This window comes from Lentzea waywayandensis (assembly GCF_900115955.1).
Lineage (GTDB): Bacteria > Actinomycetota > Actinomycetes > Mycobacteriales > Pseudonocardiaceae > Lentzea > Lentzea waywayandensis.
The window spans coordinates 62,191-87,171 of the sequence record NZ_FOYL01000004.1; the positions used below are offsets into that span (position 1 = coordinate 62,191).

Annotated in this window: 23 protein-coding genes; 17 read left to right on the plus strand and 6 right to left on the minus strand. The window is 68.4% G+C overall.

Translation table 11 applies throughout. The features are described 5' to 3' along the window. Positions 1-10: 10 nt before the first annotated feature. Positions 11-928 carry an N-acetylglucosamine kinase gene (locus BM417_RS15910; protein WP_093593989.1) on the plus strand — a complete coding sequence of 306 codons (918 nt, stop codon included), beginning with the start codon at positions 11-13 and terminating at the stop codon, positions 926-928. A 20-nt stretch (positions 929-948) separates the two neighbouring features. Then, the gene (locus tag BM417_RS15915; protein ID WP_177320458.1) at positions 949-1,257 is read left to right on the plus strand and encodes a hypothetical protein; all 309 of its coding nucleotides are present in this window, start codon (positions 949-951) and stop codon (positions 1,255-1,257) included. Here the strand turns inward: BM417_RS15915 and BM417_RS15920 are convergent. Beyond that, positions 1,252-2,166, minus strand: coding sequence for a LysR family transcriptional regulator (locus BM417_RS15920; protein WP_093593995.1), 915 nt, complete (start codon positions 2,164-2,166; stop codon positions 1,252-1,254). The genes BM417_RS15915 and BM417_RS15920 overlap by 6 nt on opposite strands. 200 nt (positions 2,167-2,366) lie before the next feature. Here BM417_RS15920 and BM417_RS15925 point away from each other — a divergent pair, with 200 nt between their 5' ends. The 5 genes from BM417_RS15925 to BM417_RS15945 are packed head-to-tail and all read left to right on the plus strand — an operon-like array spanning position 2,367 to position 6,625. Further along, complete coding sequence (locus BM417_RS15925) at positions 2,367-3,155, plus strand: 2-amino-3,7-dideoxy-D-threo-hept-6-ulosonate synthase (protein ID WP_093593998.1); 789 nt, start codon at positions 2,367-2,369, stop codon at positions 3,153-3,155. Then, complete coding sequence (locus tag BM417_RS15930) at positions 3,152-4,225, plus strand: 3-dehydroquinate synthase II family protein (RefSeq protein ID WP_093594001.1); 1,074 nt, start codon at positions 3,152-3,154, stop codon at positions 4,223-4,225. The genes BM417_RS15925 and BM417_RS15930 overlap by 4 nt, the downstream gene beginning before the upstream one ends. Next, on the plus strand, positions 4,222-5,616 hold the full coding sequence (locus tag BM417_RS15935; RefSeq protein ID WP_245821943.1) for a class I adenylate-forming enzyme family protein: 1,395 nt from the start codon (positions 4,222-4,224) through the stop codon (positions 5,614-5,616). The genes BM417_RS15930 and BM417_RS15935 overlap by 4 nt, the downstream gene beginning before the upstream one ends. A gap of 23 nt (positions 5,617-5,639) precedes the next feature. Beyond that, entirely contained in the window at positions 5,640-6,473 is an 834-nt protein-coding gene (locus BM417_RS15940) for a helix-turn-helix domain-containing protein (RefSeq protein WP_143138664.1), read from the plus strand. Then, the gene (locus tag BM417_RS15945; RefSeq protein ID WP_093594010.1) at positions 6,473-6,625 is read left to right on the plus strand and encodes a DUF397 domain-containing protein; all 153 of its coding nucleotides are present in this window, start codon (positions 6,473-6,475) and stop codon (positions 6,623-6,625) included. Before BM417_RS15940 ends, BM417_RS15945 begins: the two co-directional genes overlap by 1 nt. Here the strand turns inward: BM417_RS15945 and BM417_RS15950 are convergent. After that, positions 6,571-7,248, minus strand: coding sequence for a DUF3159 domain-containing protein (locus BM417_RS15950; RefSeq protein ID WP_093594013.1), 678 nt, complete (start codon positions 7,246-7,248; stop codon positions 6,571-6,573). The two genes, BM417_RS15945 and BM417_RS15950, sit on opposite strands and share 55 nt — an antisense overlap. A gap of 126 nt (positions 7,249-7,374) precedes the next feature. Here BM417_RS15950 and BM417_RS15955 point away from each other — a divergent pair, with 126 nt between their 5' ends. The 7 genes from BM417_RS15955 (at position 7,375) to BM417_RS15985 (ending at position 15,557) form a co-directional block, all read left to right on the plus strand. Then, positions 7,375-8,586, plus strand: coding sequence for an ROK family transcriptional regulator (locus tag BM417_RS15955; RefSeq protein ID WP_093594016.1), 1,212 nt, complete (start codon positions 7,375-7,377; stop codon positions 8,584-8,586). Between the two features lie 16 nt (positions 8,587-8,602). Then, positions 8,603-9,928, plus strand: a complete 1,326-nt coding sequence (locus BM417_RS15960) for an ABC transporter substrate-binding protein (protein ID WP_093594019.1) — start codon at positions 8,603-8,605, stop codon at positions 9,926-9,928. A gap of 12 nt (positions 9,929-9,940) precedes the next feature. Then, positions 9,941-10,915, plus strand: a complete 975-nt coding sequence (locus tag BM417_RS15965; RefSeq protein ID WP_093594022.1) for a carbohydrate ABC transporter permease — start codon at positions 9,941-9,943, stop codon at positions 10,913-10,915. Then, a complete protein-coding gene (locus BM417_RS15970) occupies positions 10,912-11,805 on the plus strand; it encodes a carbohydrate ABC transporter permease (RefSeq protein ID WP_093594025.1) in 894 nt (297 codons plus the stop codon). The genes BM417_RS15965 and BM417_RS15970 overlap by 4 nt, the downstream gene beginning before the upstream one ends. Then, a complete protein-coding gene (locus BM417_RS15975) occupies positions 11,802-13,070 on the plus strand; it encodes a 6-phospho-beta-glucosidase (RefSeq protein ID WP_093594028.1) in 1,269 nt (422 codons plus the stop codon). The genes BM417_RS15970 and BM417_RS15975 overlap by 4 nt, the downstream gene beginning before the upstream one ends. A 5-nt stretch (positions 13,071-13,075) precedes the next feature. After that, positions 13,076-14,089 carry an N-acetylglucosamine kinase gene (locus tag BM417_RS15980; protein ID WP_093594031.1) on the plus strand — a complete coding sequence of 338 codons (1,014 nt, stop codon included), beginning with the start codon at positions 13,076-13,078 and terminating at the stop codon, positions 14,087-14,089. A 679-nt stretch (positions 14,090-14,768) separates the two neighbouring features. Beyond that, positions 14,769-15,557, plus strand: coding sequence for an SGNH/GDSL hydrolase family protein (locus BM417_RS15985; protein ID WP_322788964.1), 789 nt, complete (start codon positions 14,769-14,771; stop codon positions 15,555-15,557). Between the two features lie 142 nt (positions 15,558-15,699). Here BM417_RS15985 and BM417_RS15990 read toward each other — a convergent pair whose 3' ends face one another. Continuing rightward, entirely contained in the window at positions 15,700-18,465 is a 2,766-nt protein-coding gene (locus tag BM417_RS15990) for an AfsR/SARP family transcriptional regulator (RefSeq protein WP_093594037.1), read from the minus strand. Positions 18,466-18,587: 122 nt separating this feature from the next. Here BM417_RS15990 and BM417_RS15995 point away from each other — a divergent pair, with 122 nt between their 5' ends. After that, positions 18,588-19,601 (plus strand): ADP-ribosylglycohydrolase family protein, encoded by a 1,014-nt coding sequence (locus tag BM417_RS15995; RefSeq protein WP_245821944.1) that lies wholly within the window; start codon positions 18,588-18,590, stop codon positions 19,599-19,601. A gap of 247 nt (positions 19,602-19,848) precedes the next feature. Next, positions 19,849-21,408 (plus strand): purine-cytosine permease family protein, encoded by a 1,560-nt coding sequence (locus BM417_RS16000; RefSeq protein ID WP_093594042.1) that lies wholly within the window; start codon positions 19,849-19,851, stop codon positions 21,406-21,408. A gap of 102 nt (positions 21,409-21,510) precedes the next feature. Here the strand turns inward: BM417_RS16000 and BM417_RS16005 are convergent, their stop codons facing one another. From BM417_RS16005 to BM417_RS16015, 3 genes are read right to left on the minus strand one after another with little or no spacing between them, the layout of a single operon-like run. Beyond that, positions 21,511-22,251, minus strand: coding sequence for an FAD:protein FMN transferase (locus tag BM417_RS16005; RefSeq protein ID WP_245821945.1), 741 nt, complete (start codon positions 22,249-22,251; stop codon positions 21,511-21,513). Positions 22,252-22,253: 2 nt separating this feature from the next. Beyond that, on the minus strand, positions 22,254-22,757 hold the full coding sequence (locus BM417_RS16010) for an FMN-binding protein (RefSeq protein WP_093594045.1): 504 nt from the start codon (positions 22,755-22,757) through the stop codon (positions 22,254-22,256). 14 nt (positions 22,758-22,771) lie between these two features. After that, on the minus strand, positions 22,772-24,130 hold the full coding sequence (locus BM417_RS16015; RefSeq protein WP_245821946.1) for a ferredoxin reductase family protein: 1,359 nt from the start codon (positions 24,128-24,130) through the stop codon (positions 22,772-22,774). A gap of 146 nt (positions 24,131-24,276) precedes the next feature. Here BM417_RS16015 and BM417_RS16020 point away from each other — a divergent pair, with 146 nt between their 5' ends. Further along, the gene (locus BM417_RS16020) at positions 24,277-24,975 is read left to right on the plus strand and encodes a response regulator transcription factor (protein WP_211335635.1); all 699 of its coding nucleotides are present in this window, start codon (positions 24,277-24,279) and stop codon (positions 24,973-24,975) included. The last annotated feature ends 6 nt before the right edge of the window (positions 24,976-24,981 follow it).

Here is a 24,981-nt window from a genome sequence, read left to right on the forward strand (position 1 = left end):
CTCGGTCGGTATGGACCTGGTTGTGGGACTCGACGCCGGCGGCACCTCGACCAGGGCCTTGGTGCTCGATCTGGACGGCGCCCGCTTGGGCCAGGGCCTGGCGGGCGGCGCGAACCCGAACTCGCACCCGCCCACGGTCGCCGCCGCCCACATCGGCGAAGCGCTGGCAGAGGCCCTGGACGGCCTCGACTCGCGCAAGGTCCGCTCCGGCGTGCTCGGCATGGCAGGGGCCTCGAAGCTGGCCGACCCCGCGATCTCCTCGCTGTTCCGCGAGGCCTGGGAACGTGCGGGCCTGCACTGCCCGATGCGCGTGATCACCGACTGCGAGGCCGCCTTCGCCACCGGCACGTCCTCACCCGACGGCACGGTCCTGGTGGCGGGCACGGGTTCCATCGCGGGCCGCATCGCGGGCCACCGCATGATCGCCCAGTCCGGCGGCTACGGCTGGCTGATCGGCGACGACGGCTCGGCGTTCTGGCTGGGCCGCGAGGCCGTCCGGGCCGCCCTGCGGCTGCTGGACGTGGACGCACCACTGGAAGGCCTGGCCACCGCCGTTCTCACCGCCGCCGGCGCGAAGAACCGCGGCCAGCTGATCAACGCCGTCAACGACCAGCCCCCGATCGCGCTGGCGCGGTTCGCCCCGCTGGTCAGCTCGGCCTACCACCACGGTGACCCGGAAGCGCTGACGATCGTCGGCTCCGCCGCCCGGTTGCTCGCCGACACGGCCTCAGCCGTGCGCGAACCGTCCGACACGTCCCCGATCGTGCTGGTCGGCAGCCTGATCAAGACGCCGGTCGGGACTCACCTGAAGCAGGAACTGCTCACGCGCTGCAACGCCCAGGTGATCATGGCGACGGAGGGCGCGGCCGGCGCCGCCTGGCTGGCGGCCGTGGACGTGCTCGGACCCAAAGCCCCGCGCCCGGCCTGAACATGTGCGAAAGTGCAACCATGCTCCACGTTCTTGCTGCTGAACCCAGTGGCGCCAGGATCCTCGGCCGGCTGGTCGGGTACGCCATCATCCCGGTCATCGTCATCGTCGTGATCGTCGCGACCCGCAACAGCAGGAAGAACCGCGAACGGCAGCGCCAGCAGCACCAGCAGTACTGGGCCCAGCAGCAGTACTACGCGCAGCAGCAACAGCAGTACCCGTACCCGCCGCAGCAGCAGCCGTATCCGCAGCAGCAACAGCCGTATCCGCCTCAGCAGTACCCGCCTCAGCAGTACCCGCAGCAGCCACCACAGCCACCGCAGTCATGACGCCAGCAGCCGGCCCGAGTGCGGGGTCCGGTCGCGGTAGGCGCGCAGCAGTCCGGCGTGCACGTCGTCCACGTGTTCGGCGGCGTCGACGTCGGTGTTCCACACCAGCGTGATCCGCCGGTGCAGCGGGTTGCCGATGATCGGTTTGAGCAGCACGCCCGGCACGTCGGGGCCTGGGAAGAAGCCCGCCACGGCGCCGGTGGAGCGCACCAGGTCCGCCGCCGCCACCGGGTCCACGCCGAAGTGGGCGCAGCGCGGGGTGAAACCCGCGGCTTCGCAGGCCAGGTCGAGGTTGAGGCGGCCGCCGTGGTTCTCGTCCGGCGCCACCCACTCCTCGCCGGCCAGTTCGGACAGCAACACCTCGCTGCGGCCGGACAGGCGGTGGCCGACCGGCACGCCGATCAGCATGCGTTCCGTGACCACGCCGCGCAGGCCTACCGCCTTGGGGAAGCGCAACGGGCTGCGCGGGAACTCCACCACCAGCGCGAGGTCCAGGTCGCCGGTGCGGACGAGTTCCAGCACCGCGTCGCCGCCGCGTTCGATGTGAGTGGTCTGCGGCAGGCCGGGGAGCATCTCGCGGACGACGCCGACGAGCAACGCGGTCGGGGAGCCCGCCACCCCGCCCAGGCGGATGCCCGAGTCACCGCGTTCGGCCAGTTTGCGCGAGGAGACCAGCAGGTCGTCGAAGCGTTCGACCAGGTCCTGGGCTCGCAGGACTACGTGGCGACCTAGTTCGGTCAGCTCGACGCCGTCGGTGCGACGCAGGAACAACGGGCCGCCGAGACTCGCCTCGATGCGCCTCACCTGCGCGGTGAGCCCGGCCTGGGCGATCTTCAGCTGGGAGGCGGCCCTGCTGATGCTGCCTGCTCGTGCCACGGTCAGCACCACGTGCAGATGTCTGAGCTCCATTCGCACCGACGAAGCCTAGGGCAGTTACCGATCCACAAACACGGCCACGTGGGTGTCACCAGATGACGCTCCGTCGCCGTTGTAAGCGCGGTTGCGCTATCAGGCCGATAACTCGGGAATTATCGGCACCTCACACCTGCCGCTGCGTACGCGGACTACTACACCCTGTTGACACCAAACGATCGAAGGGTGTGAACGCCATGAGGAAAGCGTTGCGGCTGCGACGCCTTTCCCGTCCGCAGGACGACAGGTATCTCTTCGTGCCGTTGGACCACAGCGTTTCGGACGGTCCGGTGGTACCGCGGGACAGGTGGCAGGAGCTCATCCGTGCCGTCGTGCAGGGCGGCGCCGACGCCGTCATCGTCCACAAAGGACGAGTGCGCACCATCGAACCCGCTGTGCTGGGCGGATGTGCGCTGATCGTCCATCTGAGCGCGGGCACCGTGCACATGGCCGATGCCAACGCCAAGGTGCTCGTCGGCGAGGTCGACGAGGCGCTGCGGCTCGGCGCCGACGCGGTGAGCGTGCACGTCAACATCGGTTCCGACACTGAGTCGCGCCAGCTCACGGACCTCGGCACGGTCGCGGCCGCGTGCGACTCGTGGAACGTCCCGCTGGTCGTGATGGCCTACGCCCGCGGGCCCCGCGTCGCTGATCCGAAAGATCCAGCCCTGCTGGCGCACGTCGTCAACATCGCGGCGGACCTCGGCGCGGACATCGTCAAGACCAACCTCGCCGACGACATGACCGAAGTCGTGGCCAACTGCCCGATTCCGGTGATCGTCGCGGGAGGTCCGGCCTCCACCACCAGTCTCGCCGGCCACGCCCGCGTCGCGATGGCGGCAGGCTGCTCCGGCCTCGCCGTCGGACGGCGGGTCTTCACCTCGCCCGCGCCGATGCAACTGGTCGCGGAACTGGCGTCGATCGTCCACGCGCCCACCGACGCAAGCCTCATGCACGCACTGACCGCAACCTTGGAGAACCGGTGAAGTTCGCCTGGATCGACCTCAGAACCGTCCCGGAACAGCACCGGACCGCCGTGATCGACGCGGCGGTGCACAGCCGGATCGGCGGAGTCGTCTCGGACGACCCCGCACTGCTCGACGACCTGCCGCCGACGATCACCCGCGTGCTGCTGACCGAGAACCACGTCGAGAGCCCCCACCTCGTCACCGTGGTGGTGCACGAGCAGGACCAGCTCGACCGGTTGCCCACGAGTTCCGCTTTCGTGACGGTCAGCGACGACCGCACGCTCAAACTCGCTTGTGCCGCAGCGGAACGGCTCGACCACACCGTCGTCGCGTTCACCGACCCGACGAAGATCCCCCTCGAGATCGTGATCGCCGCCGCGGACGGCGCACCCGGCAAGCTCGTCACCGTCGTGACCGACCTCGTCGAGGCCGCGATCGTCCTCGAATGCCTGGAACACGGCTCGGACGGCGTGCTGATGGCGCCGCAGGACGCGACCGACGTGTTCAAACTGGCCCGGTTGCTGGAAGTCACGTCCCCGCCGCTGACCCTGACCACGCTCACCGTGGAAGCGTTGACCCACAACGGCCTCGGTGACCGCGTCTGCGTCGACACCGCCTCACACTTCCAGGAGGACGAGGGCATCCTCGTCGGCTCGTTCTCGTCGGGCTTCATCCTCTGTTGCAGCGAAACGCATCCGTTGCCGTACATGCCGACGCGGCCGTTCCGGGTCAACGCGGGCGCGCTGCACTCCTACGTGCTGGGCCCGGCGAACCGCACCAACTACCTGTCCGAACTGCGGTCCGGCAGCAAGGTTCTCGCCGTCAACGCCGAGGGCCGCACCCGCGAGATCACCGTCGGCCGGGCCAAGCTCGAGTCACGCCCGATGCTCACCATCTCCGCGCGCTCGCCGGAGGGCGTCGAGGTCCACCTGATGGTGCAGGACGACTGGCACGTCCGCGTGCTCGGCCCCGGCGGCAAGGTCCGCAACGTCACCGAACTCCAGCGCGGCGACGAGCTGCTCGGCCACATCGCGACCGAGCAACGGCACGTGGGCCTCCCGATCGGCGAGTTCTGCAAGGAGTCATGAAAGACATGCGTGAGTTCATCACCGACCTGTTGCACCGGCACGGCGACGAAGTGCCGATCTTCAGTCACCGCAACACAGTCACGCACGGCTTGCTGCGCGCCGACGTCTCCGCCGAAGCCACCCGGTTCGAGGCGGCGGGCATCCGCGACGGCAGCACGGTCGCGGTCCAGGTGCCGCCGAGCTTCAGCCAGCTCGAAGCGGTGCTGGCGTTGTGGAGCATCGGGGCCAGGGTGGTCTCGATCGACCACCGGCTGCGCCCGGCGGAGGTCGCCGTCCTGCACGACCTGACGCGGCCCGAGTTCCTCGTGCACCCCAGCGGCAGTCCGGCGCAGGGTTTCCAGGAGCGGTACGGCCTGGTCGTCGAACGCGCACCCGGCGTCCCCGCCACGACTCCGCACCGGCTGGTCCAGTTCAGCTCCGGCTCGACCGGACGGCAGAAGGTGATCGGCCGCAGCACCGAATCCCTCGCCGACGAGGTGGCCCGGTTCGCCGCGTCCGACGGCGTGGTGCGCGGCGGCGAACGCTTCCTGCTGCTGAACTCCCCCGCCCACAGCTTCGGCCTGATCGGCGGCCTGCTGCACTCACTCGCGGTGGGCGCACACCTCGTGTTCGCCGAAAAGCCTTCTGCAGAAGCAATCCTCCGGCAGGCACGAACGCACGAGGTCGACTTCGTCACCGGCCTGCCGTTCCACTTCGACCTGCTGGCCTCCTCACCCGACCGCGACGCGTTGCGCACGGTCCGCGGCGCGTTCGCCGGCGGCGAGATGATGCCGCAGGACGTGGCCGACAGGTTCGCCGCCGCCTACGGCTTCCCGGTCGGCGAATGCTTCGGCACCACCGAGACCGGCGCGCTGACCATGGCGGTCGACGGCACGGTCCGCCCCTCGGTCGGCAAGCTGATGCCGGGCGTCACGGCACGCGTGCGCAACGGCCTCGTCGAGGTGGCACTGGAAGAAACGCCGTACCTGTCCGAGAACGACCCGGCGCGCTACTCCGGCGGCTGGTTCCGCACCGGCGACCGCGGCGAGTTCTCCAGCAACGGCGAACTCCGGCTGCTCGGTCGTGCGGACTCACTGGTCGTGGTGCGCGGCAACAAGGTCGACCTGACCGAGGTCGAACACGTCCTGCGTGGACACCCGCAGGTGACCGAGGCCGTTGCGGTGGGAAAGCCGGAAATCCGCGCATACGTGGGCACCGCCAGTGACACGCTCACGGCACAAGCGTTGTCGGAGTGGTGCACGGAAAGGCTCGCGGAATTCAAGTTACCCGCCCAAATCCTCGTCATGGACACCCTGCCGAGAACGTCGAGCGGCAAGATCATCCGAAATATGGAGCCGCTCCATGCGTCCTACCTTCAGGCACATTTGACCGGAAACAATGGAGAAGGATGACCCGCCGGGCCTAGCTTTCCCGCATGCCCAAAAGATCCTCCAGCGTGGCGGGACGTGAGTTCGGTGCCGGCGTGCGCGCGGTCATCGCCCGCACCGGGCTCACCCACCGCCAACTGGCCGAACGAATCGGCTGGCAGGAAGCCAAACTCTCGGACATGACCCTGGGCAAGGGCGGCGTGACCGAGATCGAGGTCCAGATCCTGCTCGCCTACTGCCAGGCCGCCGTCGAGGAACGCGAGTACCTCCTCGCCCTGTTCCGCGAATCGGGCAAGGCCTGGCTGCAAATGCCGGAAGACGGCCTCCCGGACCAGGTCCGCACGCTCATCGACCAGGAAAAGGCCGCAGACGAGATCATCTGCTGGTCGATGATCGTCGTTCCCGGCCTGCTGCAAACATACGAATACGCTTACGTCGTCGCCGAACACTCGACGGTGATCAAGGCGGAGGACGTGCACAAGGTCGCCGCCGCAAGGGCGGCACGATCGGACATCCTGGCGCCGGGCAAGAAGTTCACGTTCTTCGTGCACGAGCAGGCCTTGTTGCTACCGGCCGGCGACACCGAGGTGTGGCGCGAGCAGCTGGCCCACCTCCTCAGGATGTCCGTGCGGAAGTACATCAGCCTGCGGATCATTCCTCGCTCCGTCGGAATGCACGCGGGCATCTGCGGCGACTTCAGGGTGATGAAGTTCCCGAAGTACCCGCCGGTCGTCTACATCGACAGCATCAATTCCTGCCTGTTCTTCGACGACACGGACACCGTCGAGGTGTACGAGGACATCCTGACGGCCCTCGCAGCCGTCGCCCTGACTGAGGAAGAATCAAGGGCGGTGATCGACAACATCTTGGAGGGGCTCTGATGACCACTTGGCGGAAGAGCAGTTATAGCGCCAGCAGCGACAACTGCGTCGAGATCGGCCGCGGCGTCGGCATCCGGGACAGCAAGGCGCCGAGCGCTCACATCCCCGTCTCGCCGGCCGCCTGGTCGGCCTTCCTCAAGTCTGTGGCCTGAGGGTGCCGGAATCCGGGGTGGCCGGCTGGTAGCGCCCGCTTCAGCAGCCACCCCGAGACCAGGATGCAGGCGATCTGCAGCGGCCACGACATCGCCACCCGCAACGTCGCCAACCAGAACACCTGCGCATCGAGCCACAACGGCGTGAACACGGCGACCCGCAGCACGTACTGACCGACCCATGCCCACGACGCGACCGAGTAGGCGCGCAAAAGGGCAGGATCTCGGCGCCACCGGGTCTTCTGCCCGAGCAGCGTCCCCACCACCACGCCGAGCAACGGCCAGCGCACCGCGATCGAGCCCGCCCAGGCCAGGGACGAGGCCACGTTGGACAGCAGCTGGATGAGGAAGAAGTCCTCGACGCGTCCGGTGTAGAGCGCCACCAAAGCGGCCGCCACCACCAGCAACACGGACAGGATCACCGCGCGGGGTTTCTCGCCTCGTACGAGGCGCACGACGCCGATCACCACCCCGCACAGCACGGCGGCGATCGCACCTGCGCCGATGGAGTGCCCGAACAGCAGCCAGCCTGCGACGAACGCGAGCGGAGGCAGGGAGGCGTCGAGGGCGCCGCCTCGGCCTCCGAGCAGTGATGCGAGCGACTCCTGGCGCACGTCGGTCATGGTTCCAGGGTGCCTTAGGCGAACCTAACTCAGGTAACGGACCCATATCGGGGATTGACCCCGGTGAACCAGGTCACTACCGTCTGGCGAAATCGTCTGGAAAGTTAACAGACAGGAGCGGACCTAATGCGTGCCGGAAGCCCACGACTGTTGCGGGAGATCAACGACCGCGCAGCCATCGAGGCTTTGCTGCGCAACGGGCCGCTGACCAGGTCGGAGTTGGAAGGTCTGATCGGCCTCTCCAAGCCGGCGACCGCACAGCTGCTCACCCGGCTCGAAGACGCCGACACCGTGGTCCGCAACGGACTGCGTGGCGGCGGACGCGGGCCACGAGCACAGCTGTGGTCGGTCAACGGGGCGCTTGCGCACATCGCCGCTGTCGATCTCACCCCTGAGACGGTCGACATCGCGATCGCGGACATCTCCGGTGCCGTGCTCACCGAGCACAAGGCACCGATGCCCGTGAAGCACGGCGTGCTGGAGGCGTTCGTGAGCGCGGTCGGCAAGGCCTGCGGGCAAGCGGGTCTGAGTGCCGATCAGTTGCTGCACGTCGTGGTGGGCTGTCCGGGAGCGGTGAACCCCGCGAACGGCGAGCTCGCCTACGCACCACATCTGCCCGGCTGGAGCAATTTCGACATGCCCGGCCAGTTGCGGGAGCAGCTCGCGACCTCGGTGAGCGTCGAGAACGACGTCAACCTCGTCGCGCTGGAGGAGATGGTCGCCGGACGGGCCACCAAGGTGCGCGACTTCGTCGTCATCTGGCCCGCGGACCTCGTCGGTGCCGCCGTCGTCGTCAACGGATCGCTGCTGCGCGGCGCTTCCGGTGGCGCGGGCGAGATCGACGGGTTGATGATCCCCGACCGCGCGGCGGCCGACACCGACACGGACCGCTCCGGCGGCACGTTCGGTGAACTGCTCAGCAACACGTCGATCTGCAAGCTCGCACGCGCCCACGGGCTCGCCGCGCGCAACGGCCACGGTGCCGTGCGCAAGGCGTTGGCCGCGGGTCCGGCGGGCCGTGAGTTCATGGCCGATCTCGCCAAGCGCATAGCCACGGGCGTGGCTAGCGTCGTCGCGGTGCTCGACCCGGAACTCATCCTCCTGTCCGGCGACATCGCGCAGGCAGGCGGAACCACGCTGAACGACCTCGTTGCCGCGGAACTGCGGCAACTGGTGGTGCCGAGAACACCTATTCAGCTGGCTTTGGTGACCGGGAAACCAGTGCGCAGCGGCGCACTGCACTCGGCGCTCGCCTTCGCCCGCGAAGAGGTGTTCGGCCTCCCGGCAGCCACCACGGCTCCATTCCGCGGCCCAGTGGTCGCCGGGTCCCCACGTTGATCGAGAAGGAGTGCACATGCGCAAGCACACCCGTGCTGCCTTGCTCTGTGTCGCCGCAGCGCTGACCCTCACCGCATGTGCGGCGGGCAAGGGTGGCGGCGCGAGTTCCGATGCCGCCGCTGCTCCTGGCAAGGACGACAAGCTCACGCTCACGGTCTGGAGCAACTACTCCGACCGCGAGTACGAAGAGGTCACGAAGGCTCTCAAGACCTTCAACAAGAAGTTCCCGAACATCGAGATCAAGCACGAGGGTTCGCAGGACGACGACAAGATCACCGCGGGCATCCGTTCGGGCAACACGCCGGACGTCGCGCTGTCGTTCACCACGGACAACATCGGCCAGTTCTGCTCCTCGGGCGCGTTCCAGCCGCTGAAGTCCTACATCGACCGCGACAAGGTCGACCTGAGCCAGCTCTCCCCGGCTGTTCAGCAGTACACCGAGTACAAGGGCAACCGCTGTGCGATGCCCATGCTCACCGACGTGTACGCCATGTACTACAACAAGGACCTGCTCTCGACGGCCGGCATCACGGCCCCGCCGAAGACGCTGGACGAGCTGTACGACGCGGCCGTGAAGGCGACCAAGAAGGCGCCCAACGGTGACATCGAGGTCGCGGGCTACCTGCCCACGATGGGCTTCTACGCCAACCGCCCGACCATCCTCGCGCCGACGTTCGGCGCGGAGTGGGAGAAGGACGGCAAGTCCGGCCTCGCCAGCTCCCCCGGCTTCACCGAGATGATGACGTTCCAGAAGAAGCTCGTCGACTTCTACGGTTACGACGCGCTGGAGCGGTTCCGCGCCGGTCTCGGCCAGGAGTACTCGGCCGACCACGCGTTCCACCAGGGCAAGATCGCGATCATGATCGACGGCGAGTACCGGACCGCCTTCCTCAAGGCGCAGGCGCCGCAGATCAAGTTCGGCACGGCTCCGTTCCCGACCTGGAAGCCCGCCGACTACGGCACCGCGTTCACCACCGGCACGATCATGGGCATTCCCAAGGGCGCCAAGAACGCCGGCGCCGCGTGGGAGCTGATCAAGCACCTGACGTTCGACACCGACACGATCGTCGACCTGTCCAACGCCATCAAGAACGTCCCGAGCACCAAGGCCGCCATGGAGAGCTCCAAGCTCGAGGTGGACGAGCAGTTCAAGACGTTCATCGACCTGGCCAAGAGCGACAAGCTCAAGGGCAACCCGGTCACCCCCATCGGTGACGCGCACATCAAGGCCGTCACCGACTTCTCGGTCTCCTACCAGTCCGGCAAGGTCCCGGACCTGGCGGCAGGCCTCAAGGAAGTCGACAAGAACATCGACGACCAGATCGCCAAGAGCGGCAAGTAGGGGATTCGCAAGATGACCGCCACGCTCGGCGCGCGGCCCGCCCCCGGCAAGGGGCGGGCGCGTTCCCGCCACCGTCTAGCCGTGCTCGGGTTCATGGCCCCGGCAATCATCGGCTTCGTCCTGTTCTTCGTGTACCCGTTGGTCGCCACGGTCATCTTCAGCTTCACGAAGTACGACCTGATCAACCCACCGGAGTTCAACGGCCTCGCCAACTACGAGTTCATGTTCAAGGATCCCTTGCTGATCAAGGCGATCACGAACACGCTCTGGTTCGTCGTGGTGCTCACGATCGCGCGGACGGTGTTCGCGCTGGGCGTGGCGTCGGTCATCGCTCGTCTGAAGTCGGGCGTCGGTCTGATCCGCACGCTCTGTTACCTGCCTTCACTGGCACCGCCGGTGGCCGCGACACTCGTGTTCTTCATGGTGATGCGGCCCAACGGCGGCCCGCTCGACAAGATCCTCGGCGTCTTCGGGCTCGAGTCCCCGCTGTGGTTCTCGGACCCGGCGTGGGCCAAGCCCGGCATCACCGCGATCATGCTCTGGATCTCCGGCGACCTGATGATCATCATCCTCGCCGCGATCCTGGACGTGCCGCAGGAGCAGTACGAGGCCGCGGAGCTCGACGGCGCCGGCCCGATCCGGCGCTGGTGGCACGTCACGCTTCCGTCGATCTCACCGGTGCTGCTCTTCGGCATCGTGAACTCCGTGATCCTCGCGTTGCAGCTGTTCACACAGGCGGTCGTCGCGGGGTCGGCCGGCTCTGGAGCAGCGGACGCGACGGGATCGACCAAATATCTCGGTTTCCCGGACAACTCGACGCTGACGTTCCCGGTTTACCTGTACACGCAGGGCTTCCGCTACTTCGACATGGGCTACGCGGCCGCCATGGCCACGGTCCTGTTCATCATCTCGTTCGCCGTGACCATCGTGCTGGTCCAGCGGATGCGCAAGAACTCCACCGCTGAGGAAGGGGGTCCGGGAGCATGACCGCCACGCTGACCAAACCACCGGTCGACGTCCCAGCGGAACCGGAGCAGCCGCGCCGCAAGCGCGACGTCGGCGGCATCCTGAACTGGGTCGCGACGCACGCGATCGGGCTCGCGCTCGGCCTGATGTTCGCCACGCCGGTCGTGTTCGTCTTCCTCACCGCGGTGATGTCGGACGACCAGGCGTTCACCTCGAACCTGTGGCCGACCGAATGGCACTGGGAGAACTTCGTCGAGGTCTTCGACAAGGCCCCGCTGTTCCAGTACCTGATCAACAGCCTCACGTACTCGCTGCTCGCGACGCTGGGCATGCTGATCTCGTCGATCCCGGCGGCCTACGCGCTCGCGAAGCTCAAGTGGCGCGGCCGGAACGTGGCGTTCATCCTCGTCATCGGCGCGATGATGCTGCCGCCGCAGGTCGTGGCCGTGCCGCTGTACGACACCTGGTCCTCGCTGAACCTGACGGGCACACTGGTCCCGTTGATCGCGCCGTACTTCCTGTTCGACGCGTTCAGCATCTTCCTGCTGCGCCAGTTCATGCTCACCATCCCGCAGTCCTATGTGGACGCGGCACGGGTGGACGGGTGCTCGGAGTTCCAGACGCTGGTCCGGATCATCATTCCGATGGCGAAGCCCGGCATCGCGGCCACCGCGCTGTTCTGCTTCCTCTTCACCTGGAACGACTACTTCGGCCCGTTGCTCTACACCGGCGAGGTCAAGGACCAGTGGACGTTGTCGCTGGCACTGGCGACGTTCAAGGGCATGCACATCGTCCAGTGGAACTCCTCGATGGCCGTCACGTTCCTGACGATGATCCCGGCCGTCGTCCTCTTCGTCTTCGCCCAGAAGTCGTTCGTCAAGGGAATCACGTTCACGGGAGTCAAGGGATGAAACTCACCGTCGTCGGTGGCGGGTCCACCTACACACCGGAGCTGATCGACGGCATCGCCGGCCGTCGCACCAGCCTGGCGGTGGACGAGATCGTCCTCGTCGACCCGGACGAGCACCGCCTCTCACTGATCGGCCCGTTCAGCCAGCGGCTGCTGGAGCACGCGGGTCACCCGGCGAAGGTGCGCACCACCACGTCGCTCGAAGAAGGCATCGAGGGCGCGTCCGCGGTTCTGCTCCAGCTGCGCGTCGGCGGGCAGAAGGCGCGCGCTTCGGACGAGACGTTCCCGCTCACCTGCGGGTGCGTCGGCCAGGAGACCACCGGCGCGGGAGGCCTCGCCAAGGCCCTGCGGACCGTGCCGGTGGTCCTGGACATCGCGGAGAAGGTGCGCAGGATCGCGGGCCCCGACACGTGGATCGTGAACTTCACGAACCCGGTCGGCATCGTGACGCGCGCACTGCTGCAGGAGGGTCACAAGGCGATCGGCCTGTGCAACGTGGCGATCACGTTCCAGCGCTGGACGTCCGCACTGCTCGGCGTGGATCCGTCCACTGTGGAGCTGGAGCACGTCGGCCTGAACCACCTGACGTGGGAACGCGGCGTGTACGTGGACGGCGTCGACCGGCTGCCTGAGCTGCTCGCCGACCACGTCGAGGGCCTGGCCGAGCACATCGGCATCGACGGCGAGCTGATGCGGCGCCTGAACATGGTGCCGTCGTACTACCTGAACTACTTCTACAACCACGACGCCGTCGTGAAGAAGCAGCTCACCTCACCGCCGCGCGCCGAAGTCGTTGCGGCCGTCGAGAAGGAACTGCTCGACATCTACGGCGACCCGTCGGTCGTGACGAAGCCGGAGCAGCTGTCGCAACGCGGCGGCGCGTACTACTCCGAGGCGGCCGTGCAGCTCGTGCACGCGCTGACCGGTGGCGCAGGCGCTGAGAAGCACGTGGTGAACGTGCAGAACAACGGCTCGCTGCCCTTCCTGCCCGACGACGCCGTGATCGAAGTGTCCTCCACTGTGGACTCGAACGGCGGCAGGGCGCTGCCGGTCCGTCCGGTGGAACCGTCCATCTCCGGCCTGATCTCGCACGTCACCGCGTACGAGTACCTGGCGCTGGAAGCGGCCAAACACGGTGGCCGCGACCGAGTGGCGAACGCGCTGCTCGCCCACCCGCTGATCGGCCAGCACGCCATCGCGGACCAGCTGGCCGACGAGCTGATCGCGCAGAACCGCGACCTGCTGCCGTGGGTGAAGGGAAACTGACAACGATGACCGACCGTGTGCTCGCCATCGACGGCGGGAACAGCAAGACCGCGGTGCTCCTGGTCGACGCGGACGGCAAGGTGCTCGCGCAGGTGCGCGGGCCCGGTGCCCCGCCGCAGACCGTGGGCATGAAGCGCGGACTCGACGTGTTCGAGGGACTGGCACGCGAGGCCGCAGCTCAGGCGGGACTGTCCCCCGACGAGCCGATCGCCGCGCACACGTCCGCTTATCTCGCGGGAGCAGACCTGCCCCGTGAGGAGGAGGACCTGACGCGGGCGATCACCGAGCGAGGCTGGTCGAAGACGACGTTCGTCGGCAACGACACCTTCGCGTTGCTCCGCGCTGGTACCGCGGCGGCCGGTGGTATCGCGGTCGTCTGCGGCGCGGGCATCAACGCCGTGGGTGTGGCGCGCGACGGCCGGACCCACCGCTTCCCCGCTCTGGGCGCGATCTCGGGCGACTGGGGTGGCGGCGGCCAGATCGGCAACGACGCTCTCTGGCACGCCGTGCGCGCCGAGGACGGCCGGGGCAAGCCGACGTTGCTGCGCGACGCCCTGCTGGAGCACTACGGCGAGACGTCGATCTTCAACGTGGTGGAGAAGATCCACTTCGAGGAGATCGAGCTGGACCCGCACGTCCTGTGCCCGTTGGTCTTCGACGTGGCCGCGCAGGGTGACGCCGTGGCACTGGCCCAGGTCGACCGCCTGATCGAGGAGATCGTCCTGCTCGCCACCGTCTCCATGCGCAAGCTCGACCTGATGGACGAGCCCGTGGACGTGGTGCTGGGCGGCGGAGTCCTGACCCACACCGGCGACGTGGTGGTCGGCCCCGTCCGTCAGCAGATCCTGGAAGCCGCCCCACTCGCCCAGGTCCGCCTGGTCGACGTGCCACCCGTGGTGGGCGCGGCTCTCCTCGGCCTCGACCACATCGGGGCCTCGCCGAGCGCAGAGCTGAGGCTGCGCTCGGCCTACAGCGAACACGTTCCGGCCGCCGCGCTGGACGTGGCGGCCAGCGGCTAGACCCACAGACCCCGTCTCAGGGGGTAGATCGGCGGCGGCGCCCCCTGAGACGGTCCCAACCCCACTGCTCGGGGCAGATCGGCGGCGGTGTCCCGAGCAGTGGCCCCAACCCTTTCCGAGGGGGCAGGACCGGCGGCGGCGCCTCCTCGGAAAGGCCCTACGGCCCCCGCAGCGACCTCACGCGCCGAGGTCGCTGCGGGGGTTTTCCGCGTTCGGGGCATCAGACGAAACATCCGTGGGCAACACTGCGGGCGAAACCGAGGACACTGCTCCGGAAGGCACCACGGTCGTCGCGGCGACGCTCTGCCGCGGAGTGACCACCGGATTGGAATGGGGAGGCGGCGTGACCAGCACAGGCCCTCCGGCTCCGGGCGAAGCCGGGCCGGTCAGCGCGACACCGACCAGCACTCCTGCTGTGACAAGCGCTACACCGAACGAAAGGAACGGAAGCGGCAAACCAGAACGCACCCGGCAGAAGGTAGCCATCGAATGAGACGAATCCCCCGGAAAACCCTCAAGTATCGCTCGATCGAGTGGTAAAAGAATCGTCACCCACTGCGACGAAACCTACGATGCCGTAACCGACGGTGGCGTAACCACGGGTTCGTTGTGCATGCTAACTAGTCGCCTGCGGACGGGAGCCCGCGGGCAGGTAAGTCGCACGAGAAAGGGGGATGTTGTGCTGCTGCGTTGGAACAGTCTCGTGTCCCTGGGGGACAGCTTCACCGAGGGCATGGACGACCCGGGCCCCGGAGACAGCTACATGGGCTGGGCAGACCGGCTCGCCGGCATGATCGCCCAGCAGGCGCCTGAGTTCAGGTACGCCAACTTCGCGATCCGCGGCAAGATGCTGCAGGAGATCATCGACGATCAGGTGCCGCTCGCCATCTCGCTCAAGCCGGACCTGGTGACGTTCTGCGGCGGCGGCAACGACATCATGCTGCCGAACAGCGATCCGGACGCGCTGGCCGAGGTCTACGAGGTTGCGGTGGCCGACCTCAGGGCCGCCGGGTGCGACGTCGTGATCTTCACGGGCTTCGACACCAGGGCCACCCCGCTGCTCAGGAGCCTCCGGGGCAAGATCGCCATCTACAACACCCACCTGTGGTCGATCGCCGAGCGCTACCACTGCCGGATGGTCGACCTGTGGTCGATGCACGCGCTGCACGACCGTCGCGCGTGGAGTGCGGACAGGTTGCACCTCTCGCCGGAAGGGCACCAGCGGGTCGCGCTCAAGGCAGCCGAGGTGCTCGGGCTGACGGACGACCACTCCTGGAACGCGCCGTGGCCCGCGCTGGAACAGATCGACTGGGTCACCCAGCGCAAAGCCGACCTGAAGTGGGCGCGAGAGCACGTGGTGCCGTGGATCGGCCGCACGCTCAGGGGTGAGTCGATGGGTGACGGCATGGCGCCGAAGAGGCCGGAACTGCTGCCACTCGCGCGCTGCACCGAAGAGAACTTCCAGTAACAGCGAAAGGCCCGACCGGCATTCTCCCCCGAGTGCCGGTCGGGCCTTCCAGAAGCAGGCGCCTTACCCCCTCGGTAATCCCCCACTCGGCGGCCTGCTAGTCCAACATCCCATGCTTTGGGACCAGACGACTAAACGTCCGCTAAACCTCGGACGACAGTGAGTCCAAAGCGGTCCGCACCTCGACCGCGCGAGCCGAGTTGACCTGCGCGTACAGGCGCAGCGCCTCCGTCAATTCCGCTGCCGCAGCAACCCATTCCGCCCGCCGGAGCAACACTCCGCCGAGCACGTGCCGCCCGAAGCCCTCGAGGTACGTGACCTCGGCCACGGCGGCCTGGTCGACGACCTGGCGGGCCAGCGTCTCGGCCTGGTCCAGGGCTCCGGCCTGGAGGTGGAGCTCGGCGAGGTTCGCGATGCCGCGGATCAGTGCGACGTTGTCGCCTGAGCGCCGGTACACCTCGACGGCGTGAGCCTGGTGCTGCAGCGCGACTTCCACGTGGCCGCGGGCCTGTTCGACCTGCGCCACGTTGTTGAGACCGTGCGCCTCGCCGACGATGTCGCCGGACTGCTGGGCGAGCTGCACGGACTCCCAGAAGTGCAGCAGGGCCTCGTCGTGCTGCTGGAGGCGGAACAGGACGTCGGCGAGTTGGGCGAGCGTCAGCACGAGGTACTGACGCTCGCCCAGCTCGGTCGCGAGCCGGTGCGCGCGGCGAGCGTCCGGCAGCAGGACAGGGCGTCCCAGCCGGGCGTTCGTCGTGTAGGTCGTGTCCAGCATGAGCACCTGGCCGAGGCGGCTTCCCGTCACCTCGGCCGCGGCCAGACCGAACCCGACCAGCGCCACCCACTCGCCGGTGAGTGCGCGCACGGTCGCATAGGGGTGCAGCAGTCTCACGAGCTGCCACACCTGGTCGTGCAGGCCCCTTTCGGCGGACGTGTGCACGAGCGCGACGATGTTGGGCCATTCCTGGTCGAACCAGTCGACGGGGTCGCCGAACGCCGGTAACGCCGTGGAACCGTTGTCCCTGAAGGCGAAGTCCAGACCGTCACGTGCCGGGCGGATGGCACGGCGGACGTGGTCGCACGCGACGAGGTAGTAGTTCACCAAGCGCCGCAACGAGTCCAGGTCCGTCCGGCCCACTCCCCGCACGTACAGGCGCACCAGTTCGTGCATCGTGAAGCCGTCCGGCCACGGTTCGACCAGCAGGTTCACCCCGACGAGCTGGGCCAGCCGGGAGCGGGCCGACTCGACCTGGATGCGGGTCAGCGCGGCGACCGCGTGAGGCGACATCCAGCGGCCGGGCGCGAGGCCGACGGACTGGAAGACCTCACCCAGTTCGGACGGCAGGTCGCGGGTCGACAGGTCCAGCGCCCGCGACACCCCGACGCCCGCCTCGGGCAGGTCGAGGCCGCGCATCCGCTGCCCGTCGTCCGCGAGCTCGCCCACGAGCTCCTCGACCGTCCACTCCGGACTGATCACGAGCTTCGCGGCGGCCACCCGCAGCGCCAGGGGCAGCCCTCCGCACAGTTCGGCGAGCTTGCGGGCCGCCACCGGGTCTTCCGACGACAGCTGCCTGCCCAGCACGTCGTCCACCAGCGCACGCGCCGCCTCGTCGTCCAGCGGGCCGAGCTTGCGCACACGGGCGCTGTTGGTGACGACGAGCCGTTCCATGTGGGACCGCGACGTCACCAGCACCACCGAGCCCGAACCGGGCGGCAGCAGCGGCTGGACCTGGTCGAAGGCCGTCGCGTCGTCCAGCACCACCAGCACGCGGCGGCGGTTGAGCAGCGAGCGGTACAGCCCGACGCGGTCCTCCACGCCGACCGGCACGCCGTCCGCCGGCACGCCCATCGCCACCAGGAACCGGGTCAGCACCTCGCCCGGCTCGGTGTCGCCCAAGGAGGCGAACAGCACGCCGTGCGGGAACATCTCGGAGTTCTCGTGCCCCCACGTGATCGCGAGGGCGCTCTTGCCGACGCCGGGCGCGCCGGTCAGCACGGCCACCGAAGTGGCGAGGAGATTGCGGGTCGCGCACACGTTGTCGAGCCACGACCTGTCTTCGTCGCGGCCGAACAGCCTGGATGCCGACGCGGGCAGCAACGCGGGCGCCACGATCCCGGCGCGCGGGGCGACGGGACGCGACTCGACCGGGCCGACCACGCTCAACGACGGGTCGTCGCGCAGCACCTGCTCGTGCAGCGACCGCAACTGCGGGCCGGGGTCGATGCCCAGCTCGTCGACGGCACGGCGCTGGAACCGTTGGTAGGCCTCGAGAGCGTCGGCGCGCTGACCGGATCGGTAGAGCGCCCGCATGCTGTGGGCGACCAGGCGTTCCCGGAACGGGTACTCGGTGCACAGCCCCCGCAGCTCGCCGACCAGCTCCAGGTGGCGGCCCAGTTCGAGCTCGGCGTCGATGCGTTCTTCCAACGCCGAGAGCCGCAGCTCTTCCAAGTCGGACGTCATCGGGTCACCCGGCACGTCCGCGAGCACCGGCCCGCGCCACAACCCCAGGGCCTCGCGCAACAAGCCCGCCCTGATGGCGGCGGGCTTGCCGCGGGACGACGCCACGAGCTGCCGGGCGCGGTGCAGATCGAGACGCCACGGGTCGACGGCCAGCTGGTACCCCGTCGGCGTGGTGCGGATCGTCGCGGAGCCCGCGGGATCGGACTCCTCCAGCACCTTGCGCAGCCGCGAGACGTAGCCGTGCACGATCGTCCGCGCGGTGGCCGGAGGCGTGTCCGTCCACAGCGCGTCGACGATCTGGTCGATCGAGACGGGTCGGTTCGCCTCGACGACCAGCATGGCCAGCAGTCCCCGCATGCCACGACGGCCCAGCTGGACGAGCCGTCCGTCCGCGAGCACCTGGAGTGGACCGAGCACGCCGAACTCGAGTCCGGTTTTGCTCCGCATGCCCCTCCTCCGGTGCGCTGACCTCGTCACTTCAGAAGGTGCGCAAGCCCGAGTCTCAGATACAAGTACGGCCCAAGTTCGCGGGACGCTACTGTTCACACGTGCCGCGAGATCGAAATACCGTGGTTGACCGCGGCGCCGGGTGTCTCCTCGGCGGCGCCCTCGGCGATGCGCTCGGTGCCCCCGTGCAGTACCTCGGCTGGGCTGACATCCAGCGCGAACACGGCCCCGAGGGCGTGCTGGGGCCGCCGAAGCCCGCGTTGTTCACGGACGACACCCAGCTGACCCTCTTCACCGCCGACGGCTATCTGCGCGCCTGGGTGCGCGGAAAACGGACCGGCGACTGGGAACCGTCGCAGATGGTCTGGCACAGCTATCGGCGCTGGCTCATCACCCAGCAGCAACCGGCCCCCGAACGGGGTGCGGTCGGGCTGCTCGCCGACGAACGGCTGTACGAGAGCCGCTCGCCGGGCCTGACCTGCCTGCGCGCGCTGGCCGCCGAGACACCGTCCACTCCGGAGAACCCGCACAACGAGTCGTCCGGCTGCAACGGCGTCACGCGCACCGCGCCCGCGGGCTTTGCACCGTCCGCCGCGATCGCCTACGACCTCGGCTGCCGGTTCGCCGCTCTCACGCACGGCGGCACGGGCGGCTGGGTGTCCGGCGGCGCGCTGGCGTTGCTGGTCCACCTGCTCGCCGTGAAGGCCAGGCCGTTGCGCGAGGCGATCGACCAGGTCATCGGCCGGGTGCTGCGCGACGACACGTACACGGCCACGGTCCTGACACGCGCCGTGGTGCTGGCCGACGACCACGACGGTTCCTCACCCGTGCGCGTCGACCGGCTAGGCAGCGGCTGGACCGGCCCGGAAGCGCTGGCGATCGCGGTCTACACCGTGCTGACGCACCCGAAGCCGTCGCAGTTCGTGGACGCGATGCGCGCCGCCGCCAACCACTCCGGCGGCAGCGACGCCACGGCGGCGTTGACCGGCAACGTGCTCGGCGCGTTGCACGGCACCGACGCGCTGCCCCGCGACTGGCTGATGGGGCTGGAGATGGTGGACGTGCTGGACGCGATGGGTCGCGACCTGGGCATGTCCGCGGTGAACCTGGACTTCAACGAGGACCGCTACGCGTAGTCGCGAGTTCGTGCCGGTCGTCCGGTCAACCGCTCGTGCCGAAATCGGCGAAGCCCATTTCGGTGCGAGCGATTCGGCCGGACGACCGGCTTCTCGACGAACTCGCCGCCGTCTGCGGAGCAGCGGCCGACAAGCACAGGATGTTTCGTCCAGTTTCACAGGCGAGGTTGGACGAAACATCCAGTATTCGCAGGTCATCGGGGCTTTGTAGCGTCGGCGCACCATCCCGCCGCGTCAGGAGCCCCTCATGGCCGAGCCACCGTCGCTGACCCAGGTAGAGACCAACGGCATCGAGCGGATCCCCGACGCGGAACGCACCGCGACCCCGTTCGACCTGTTCCGGCTCGCGTTCGGCGGCGCCAACACGTTCTCGACCTGCGTGCTGGGCGCGTTCCCGATCCTCTTCGGACTGTCGTTCTGGCAGGGCCTGGCCGCGACGCTGCTCGGCGTGCTCGCCGGGGCGTTGATCCTGTGTCCGATGGCGATCTTCGGGCCGGTCAACGGGACGAACAACGCGGTCTCGTCATCGGCCCACCTGGGCGTGCACGGGCGGATCGTCGGCTCGTTCCTGTCGCTGCTGACGGCGGTGGCGTTCTTCTCGCTCGCCGTCTGGAGCTCCGGTGACGCGCTGGTGGGCGGCGCGAACCGGCTGTTCGGGATGCCGCGCGGCACTCTCTCCTACGCGGTGGCGTACGCGGTGTTCGCCGGGCTCGTGCTCGTCGTGTGCACGTACGGGTTCCGGTTCATGCTCTTCGTCAACAAGATCGCGGTCGTCTCGGCGACGCTGCTGTTCCTGCTGGGTGCGGTGGCCTTCGCGGGCGACTTCGACCCGTCGTACGCGGGCATGGGGATGACGGAGGACATGTTCTGGCCGGCGTTCATCGGCTCGGCGCTGATCGTGCTGTCGAACCCGGTCTCGTTCGGCGCGTTCCTCGGTGACTGGTCGCGCTACATCCCGGCGAGCACCCCGCATCGGCGCGTGGTCGCCGCCGCGTTCCTGTCGCAGGTCGCGACGCTGGTGCCGTTCGTGTTCGGCCTCGCGACGGCCAGCATCATCGCCACCAAGGCACCGTCCTATGTGGATCCGGCGGCCCAGGACTTCGTCGGCGGGCTGCTCGCGATCGCGCCGCAGTGGTTCTTCCTGCCGGTCTGCCTGCTCGCCCTGATCGGCGGGATGTCCACCGGCACGACCGCGCTCTACGGCACAGGGCTGGACTTCTCGAGCGTGTTCCCGCGGCTGTCGCGCGTGCAGGCGACGGTGCTGGTCGGCACGCTCGCGATCGTCTTCATCTTCCTCGGCCGGTTCGGGTTCGACCTGGTGCGCAGCATCTCCACGTTCGCGACGCTGATCATCACCTGCACCGTCCCGTGGATGGTCGTGATGATGCTGGGCCTGTTCACCCGGCGCGCCTGGTACGACCCGGAGGCGTTGCAGGTCTTCAACCGGCGGCAGCGCGGCGGCCGGTACTGGTTCGCGCACGGCTGGAACTGGCGCGGCATGACGGCGTGGTGGGTCGCGGCGGTCGTGGGCGTGCTGTTCACGAACATCCCCGGCCAGTTCGTCGGGCCGCTGGGTGATCTCGCGGGTGGCGTGGACGTCAGTCTGCCGTTGTCGATCGGCGTCGCCGCGGTGCTGTTCCTGGTGCTGCTCTTCGCTTTTCCCGAACCTCGCGCGGTCTACGGTCCCGCCGGCGCGCGGCTCGTTCCCACAGCGGACGTCGAAGTCCCGGAGATCACCGGAAAACAGGAACAGCCCGTGGGGAGCGCTCCCGAATTCGCTCGTCCACAGGCTGGTCCGCACGAGTAGTTGATCAACAGCAGGCCGGGTCTTGCCCCGAGCGCGAGCTCCGATCCAGCTCTTGATCAGCGAAGTCATGCCCCGGAGTCAAGGCTCCGTTGGGCGAGCATGTTAACAGATGTGTACCGGAAGTCCAGGGCTCGAGAAGACGCGACGGTCTTCGTCGACGATGAAGACCTCGCACTCCTCCTGCGCCGCGGCCCACTCGATTCCGTCTCTACCCAGCGCAAACGCCGCTGTGGCAGTGGTATCGGCGATCGCGAGGTCGTCGGAGAAGACCGTGACCGACAGAATTCCCGAGACCGGCTGACCGGTCCGGCCGTCCAGGATGTGCTGGCCGCGTTCGTACAACGCTGACGTGGCAACGGCTCCGTCCCGCACGCCGAGCACGACGCTGAGCTGGTCGGCGAGGTCGGGATGCCGAACGCCCACGCGCCAAGGCTTTCCGGGCTCGGGTTCGCCGGCCGTCACCACGTCGCCGCCCGCGTTCACGCAGAACGTCGTGGCGCCGCCCTCGCGCAGCATGTCCGCCGCCCGTTGCACGGCCCAGCCCTTCACCACCGCGCACGGGTCGAGCCCGCGTCCCGGCACCCGTGCCGTGAACGCGCCACCCGTCGACTCCTCGTACCAGTCGCACAGCGAGAGAACCTCGACCAGGTCCGGGGTGAGCTCTTCCCTGGTGAGCTCACCCCGGTCCAGCCGGGACACCTCGCTGTCGGGCTTGAACGGCGAGAACTGGGCGTCCGCCTCGCGCAGCCAGGCGAACGCCCGTTCGGCCAGCTCGGCGTCGCCGTCACGCAGGTCCACCGAGATCGGCAGCCCCATGATGTGCTCGACGCGCCGCACGGACACGGTTACTGCGCCCCGTCGAGTGCGGCCTGGAGCGACTTCTTGTAGCCATCGGAGGTCGCGGTCGCGCCGGAGACCGTGTCGATGTCCGCGCTCTGCGCCTTGAGCGCCGACTGCTTCAGCAGCGGCAACGCCATCCTGGTCGGCTCGCTGTTGGGCGCCCGCAACGCCTTCACGTCGACGATCTTGGTGCCCTGGAGGGTCACCTGCACCTGCACGGTGCCTTCGGACGTGTTCACCGCGGGCCCGGACACGGTGCGGTTCTGGGCCTGCTGCTGGGTGGTCTGCTGCTGTTGCTGCTGGGTCGTCTTGGGCGCCGCCGACCCCGTCGTCTTCGGTGCGGAGCCGGTGGTCTGCGGGACGGTCTGCTGCTGGGTCTGCTGCTGTTCCTGGGTCGGCGCCGCCGCGACCTCGTTGATCTCGCCCTCGTGCGCGGCACCCGGCGAGTAGATCCAGACCGGAACGAGGCCGGCCACGCTCAGTGCCAGAACGGGAATTGCCCTCTTCACGTCGTCGGACCCTCTCAGTTGGCCAGCGCGAAGCGCTCGGCGTGGATCTGGTTGCTGGGCACTCCCAGTTCGTCGAGGCTCTGGATCACCGCGCCGGTCATGCCGCCGGGGCCGCAGATGAAGATGTCGCGGTCCTGGACGTCCGGCACGAGCGCGGCGATGTTCTCGGGGCCGAGCAACGGACCGTTCGCGGTGATGGTCTTCGAGGAACCGGTGACCAGGCGCAGCACCGCGCCCTTGGCCCTGGCGAGGCCTTCGAGTTCGCGCAGCAGCACTGCTTCGCGAGGGTCGCTGACCCGGTAGAGCACCACGACGTGGCCCTTGATCTCCTCCAGCAGCGCGCGGACCGGCGTGACGCCGACACCACCCGCGACGAGAAGCGCGTTGGGCTTGGTCTGGTGCATCGTCGTGAAGGCGCCGTACGGGCCCTCGGCGAACACGCGGGTGCCGACCTTGATGTTGCGGATGTCCGCGCTGCCGGTGCCCAGGGCCTTCGCGGTGAGCCGCAGGTACTTGCCGTTCGGCGCCGCGGACAGCGAGAACGGGTTGGCCTGCCACCAGCGGTCCTTGGTCAGGAAGCGCCACAGGAAGAACTGGCCGGCCTTGGCGCCGAGCTTGTCGAGGTCCTTGCCCTCGATGTAGACCGAGACGACGTTGTGCGCCTCGGGCACCACGGCGGCGACGTGGAACTGGTGCCGCCAGTTGCGGTAGAAGGGGAGCACCACGCGTCCGATCAGGACGGAGCCGAGCGCGAACGCCCACAGGCCCCACCAGTAGCCGGTCGCGAGCGCGGACTTGCGGAACGTGCTGCCGACCGCGACCTGGTGCGAGAACGCCAGGAAGATCGCGACGTAGGTGTACAGGTGGATGAAGTGCCAGGTCTCGTAGGCCATCCGGCGCCGCGCGAAGCGGGCCGAGACGATGCCGACGACCATGATGATCGCCCACGCCACCAGCGCGCGGAGGATGCCCTCCAGCTCGGTCGCCTGCCGGATGATCTCGGCGATCGGGCCCTTGTCGCCGGCGTTGCCGAGCGCGATGAAGACCAGGTGCCCGATCAGCGTGAAGAAGATCGTGAAGCCGACCCAGCGGTGCCACGAGGTGAGCTTGTCCATGCCCAGCCTGCGGTCGAGCCACGGCAGCCGCGCCACCAGGAGCAGCTGGAACGCCATCGCGAGCGCGCCGTACAGGCCCGCCAGCCGGCCGAAGTTGACCAGCTTGTTCGAGCCGACACCCGCCGCGTTGAACAGGTACGTCACGAACGCCGCGTTGGCCAGGAGGAACACGTACAGGCCGGCTTTGGCCAGCACCTTGTGCGGCGTCGCCCGGCCGGCCGGAGCCGATCGCACAGGAGGCTGCAGGGTGGTCGTCACGGCGGGCTCCTCGGTCAGGGCGGTCTCTGGCTGTCTACTTCGGTCGATCTCGATCCTTGGCGTTCGAGCTGTGGCTCCGCTTTGCACGCGCTGTCGACTTCCTGTCGATCGAGCGAGCAGGCCACAAGGTGACGCACCATGAGCACGTGGACAAGGGGAACTCGGTTCGATTGCTCGTCGTAGATGACGAGCCGCACATCGCTGACCTGGTCGCGACGGTCGCCCGGTACGAGGGCTGGCAGGCCGCGACAGCGCTCAACGGTGAGGAGGCGCTGAGAGAGGCCGCCGAGTTCCAGCCGGACATCGTCGTGCTCGACCTCATGCTGCCTGACCTGGACGGATTCACCGTTCTTGATCGGATGCGGGCGGCCGGCGCGATGGTGCCGGTGGTCTTTCTGACGGCCCGTGACGGCACCGCGGACCGGGTCGCTGGACTCACCCGGGGTGGCGACGACTACCTCGTGAAACCTTTTTCGGTCGAGGAGCTGATGGCCCGGCTCAGGGCCGTGCTGCGCCGCTCGACGGGTCCGTCGTGGAAGCGTTCGGTCCTGAAAGTGTCCGATCTGGTGATGGACGAGGACACGCGCGAGGTCCGTCGCGGCGGCAAGCTCGTCACCCTGACCCCGACCGAGTACGAGCTGCTGCGGTACCTGATGCGGCGCTCGCCGGCCGTGCTGACCAAGGCGCAGATCCTCGACCACGTGTGGGAGTACGACTTCGGCGGCCGCTCGAACGTGGTCGAGCTCGTCATCTCCCACCTGCGCCGCAAGCTCGACGACGGCCGCGAGCCGTTGATCCACACCGTGCGCGGTGTGGGGTACGTGCTCCGCCGAGCAGCGGAGTGAGCCCCG